The sequence below is a fragment of the Actinomadura sp. 6K520 genome (genome assembly GCF_004349245.1).
Taxonomy (GTDB): domain Bacteria; phylum Actinomycetota; class Actinomycetes; order Streptosporangiales; family Streptosporangiaceae; genus Spirillospora.
Window position 1 is genome coordinate 1 of sequence record NZ_SMLC01000336.1, and the last position, 3,284, is coordinate 3,284.

Genomic DNA, 3,284 nt, shown 5'->3' on the forward strand with positions numbered 1-3,284 from the left:
GCCCACCCCCTGCAGCGCCCGCGACAGGATCAGCATCTCGATGTTGGGGGCGATGCCGCACAGCGCCGACGCGATCGCGAACCACACGACGCCGATGAGGAAGATCCTCCGGCGCCCGAACCGGTCGCCCAGCGAGCCGCCGAGCAGGATGAACCCGGCGAGCGTCAGCGTGTAGGCGTTCACCGTCCACTGGAGGCCGGCCATGTCGGCGCCCAGGTCGCGCGCCAGCGCCGGCAGCGCCACGTTCACGACCGTGGCGTCGAGCATCGCCACGCCCGAACCGAGGACCGTCGCCAGCAGGATCCAGCGCCCGGGCCCGGTGCCCAGCCGGACGTCGGCCATCAGGCGGCCGGCTCATCGGCGAACATGCCTGCATCGTCCCACGTTCGCCCGCGGTCATGCGTCCGGCGGTCACGCGTCCGGCGCGGCGGTCACCAGTGGTCGGGGCTGAACGGCTCGTCCTCGGGACGCGCGGACCGCGACAGCAGCCGCAGGTCCGACTCGACCATCATCGTCACGAGCTCCTCGAACGTCACCGCGGGCTCCCAGCCGAGCTGCTCGCGCGCCTTCTTCGGGTCGGCGCACAGCAGGTCGACCTCGGCGGGACGGGTGTAGCGGGCGTCCAGGACGACGTGGTCCTCCCAGTTCAGGCCCGCCGTGCGGAACGCGAACTCCACCAGCTCCCGCACCGACTGCGTCTGGCCCGTTCCGATGACGTAGTCCTCGGGGGAGTCCTGCGCCAGCATCATCCGCATCGCGCGTGCGTAGTCGCCCGCGTAGCCCCAGTCGCGCCGCGCGTCGAGGTTGCCGAGGCGCAGCTCGTTCGCGAGGCCCAGCTTGATGCGCGCCGCCCCCAGCGACACCTTCCGGGTCACGAACTCGGCGCCGCGGCGCGGCGACTCGTGGTTGAACAGGATCCCGCTGACCGCGAACATGCCGTACGACTCGCGGTAGTTCTGCGTGATGTAGTGCCCGTAGCTCTTGGCCACCCCGTACGGGCTGCGCGGATGGAACGGCGTCATCTCGTTCTGCGGGGTCTCCCGCACCATTCCGAACATCTCCGACGACGACGCCTGGTAGAAGCGGATCTGCTCGCGGTCCGGCGTCCGGGACGGGCTGATGCCCGACACCACGCGGATCGCCTCCAGCATGCGCAGCACGCCCATGCCGGTCACCTCCGCGGTCAGCTCGGCCTGCTGCCACGACATCGGCACGTAGGAGATCGCGCCGAGGTTGTAGACCTCGTCGGGCTGGACCCGCTCCACCGCCGAGATCAGGCTGCCCTGGTCCAGCAGGTCACCGGTGGTGATCTGCACGTCGCCGATGTGCTTGCGCAGCCGCGACACATGGGGGTTCGCCTGCCCCCGCACCAGTCCCCAGACCTCGTACCCCAGCCCAAGCAGATGCTCGGCCAGGTACGAGCCGTCCTGTCCGGTGATGCCGGTGATGAGTGCTCGCCTGGACAGCGGATCCTCCATGGCTGAAATAGGTCCGACGCGGGCCCACCACGGGAGATCCCGCAACGAGCGTGACATATGAGATTACCGACCACTCCAGGTCGATGACGAGAGAGGGCGCCGTTTGGACCGAATTCGCTTCTGGTTGGCCCGCCGGGCCCGCGATGTGCCACGGTGAGTGCATCATGACCTCACCGGACGTGCCGCCGCTGCGGCTGAACGGGCGCGAGATCGGCCCGCAGGCGATCATGGCCGTGGTGAACCGCACCCCCGACTCGTTCTTCGACCGCGGCGCCACCTACGGCTTCGACGCCGCCCTCGCCGCCGCGGACCGCGCCGTCGCCGCGGGCGCCGACATCGTCGACATCGGCGGGGTGAAGGCCGGTCCCGGCGAGGACGTCGGCGTCGCGGAGGAGCTGCGCCGCGTCGTCGACCTCGTCACCGCCGTCCGCGAACGCCACCCCGCCGTAGTGATCAGCGTCGACACCTGGCGCGCCGAGGTCGGCGACGCCGTGGCGCGGGCGGGCGCCGACCTGCTCAACGACACCTGGGGCGGGCCCGACCCGCGGCTCGCCGAGGTCGCCGCCGCGCACGGGATCGGCCTGGTGTGCTCGCACGCGGGCGCCCTCCCGCCCCGCACCCGGCCGCACCGGATCGGGTACGACGACGTCGTCGCGGACGTCGTCGCGCACATCACCGGCGAGGCCGAGCGGGCCGTCGCCCTGGGGGTCCGCCGCGACGCCGTGCTGATCGACCCCGCCCACGACTTCGGCAAGAACACCCGGCACTCGCTGGAGATCACCCGGCGCCTCCGCGAGCTCACCGGCACCGGATGGCCGGTGCTGGTCGCGGTGTCCAACAAGGACTTCATCGGGGAGACGCTGGGCCGCCCCGTCAACGGACGCGGTGTCGGCACGATGGCCGTCCTCGGCGTCTCCGCCCTCCTCGGCGCCCGCGTCTTCCGCGTCCACGACGTCCATGCCGCCCGGCGGGCGCTGGCCTCCTGCCGCGCCCTCGGCGTCGGCCACTAGCCCCGCGGTTCAGCGTGTGGCGGGTTCCTTCTTCGCCGGGGCGGTCCGGGGGGACGGGGCGGCTCCCTCGCGCCGGCGGGCCCGGTAGGCGGCGACGTGCATGCGGTTGCCGCAGGTGCGGCTGTCGCAGTAGCGGCGGCAGCGGTTGCGGGACAGGTCCACCAGGACCCGGGAGCAGTCGGGCGCCTCGCACGTGCGCAGCCGGTCCAGTTCCCCCGCCGCCACCACGTACGCCAGCGCCATCCCGCAGTCGGCCGCCAGGTGCTCGCCCAGCGGCGCGCCGGGCGCGAAGAAGTGGACGTGCCAGTCGTAGCCGTCGTGGTCGGTCAGGTGCGGGGTGGTGCGGACCTCCCCGACGATCTCGTTGATCCGGTCGACGGCGGCCTGGACGTCGTCGGCCCGGAACACCGCGTGGAAGCGGGTGCGCAGGTCCAGCACCCGGACCAGGTCGGTGTCGGTGAGCCGGCCCACGTCGCTGAACGCGTTGCGCTCCACGAACGCGCGCAGGCCGGGCAGGCCGCCGAGGCGCTCGGTGCCGGACGCCGCCGCGCCGGTGTTGATGAGGTCGACGACGACGGCGAGCGCGTGCTCGGTGTCATGAGTGAAGATCACAATGACTCCAGTCTCCGGGACCGGGGCGATCGTGTGCCCGGCAGCGCCGCCGGGGCCGGAACGCGGCCCGTGGGGCACCAACCATATGACGCGGAGCGCACCCGGCCGCGCGCAACCCCGCCAGGACGCGCTGGCGAGCGGCGGCCTGATCCGGCCGCGACGCCCCGTGCGGGCGGGGCTCGGG

At 72.7% G+C, this 3,284-nt stretch carries 4 protein-coding genes; 1 reads left to right on the top strand and 3 read right to left on the bottom strand.

Features of this window, described 5'->3' with window-relative positions; all coding sequences use genetic code 11:
* The coding region (locus E1289_RS36950) for an MFS transporter (protein ID WP_131988737.1) at positions 1–342 on the bottom strand (342 nt) is incomplete at its 3' end.
* 89 nt (positions 343–431) lie between these two features.
* Complete coding sequence (locus tag E1289_RS36955) at positions 432–1,466, bottom strand: GDP-mannose 4,6-dehydratase (RefSeq protein WP_131988743.1); 1,035 nt, start codon at positions 1,464–1,466, stop codon at positions 432–434.
* 176 nt (positions 1,467–1,642) lie between these two features.
* Here E1289_RS36955 and folP point away from each other — a divergent pair, with 176 nt between their 5' ends.
* Positions 1,643–2,488, top strand: a complete 846-nt coding sequence (folP, locus tag E1289_RS36960; RefSeq protein ID WP_131988739.1) for a dihydropteroate synthase — start codon at positions 1,643–1,645, stop codon at positions 2,486–2,488.
* A 9-nt stretch (positions 2,489–2,497) separates the two neighbouring features.
* Here folP and E1289_RS36965 read toward each other — a convergent pair whose 3' ends face one another.
* Positions 2,498–3,100, bottom strand: a complete 603-nt coding sequence (locus E1289_RS36965; RefSeq protein WP_131988741.1) for a CGNR zinc finger domain-containing protein — start codon at positions 3,098–3,100, stop codon at positions 2,498–2,500.
* Positions 3,101–3,284: the final 184 nt, after the last annotated feature.